We start from the raw sequence: 254 nt of genomic DNA on the forward strand, positions 1-254 counted from the left end.
GGGTGCCAGTACACAAGCAAGTCGTCAACGACATCGCCAAAGCTTTTCCGCAGTTGCCTATTCAGTTGGGCGGCGGTGTGCGTAATATGAACACCATCGAGCAGTATATCACTGCCGGACTAACCTATATTATTATTGGCACTAAGGCCGTTGAAGATCCTAATTTTGTGGCTGAAGCCTGCCGCGAATTTGCCGGACATATTATCGTTGGTATCGATGCCAAAGACGGCATGGTGGCGACTCATGGCTGGGCG

Annotated in this window: 1 protein-coding gene; it reads left to right on the plus strand. The window is 50.8% G+C overall.

From position 1 onward, the window contains the following. The coding region (locus AAEY98_RS22510; protein ID WP_351019844.1) for a HisA/HisF-related TIM barrel protein at positions 1 to 254 on the plus strand (254 nt) is incomplete at both ends.

The sequence above is a fragment of the Shewanella sp. AC91-MNA-CIBAN-0169 genome, assembly GCF_040310165.1.
Taxonomy (GTDB): domain Bacteria; phylum Pseudomonadota; class Gammaproteobacteria; order Enterobacterales; family Shewanellaceae; genus Shewanella.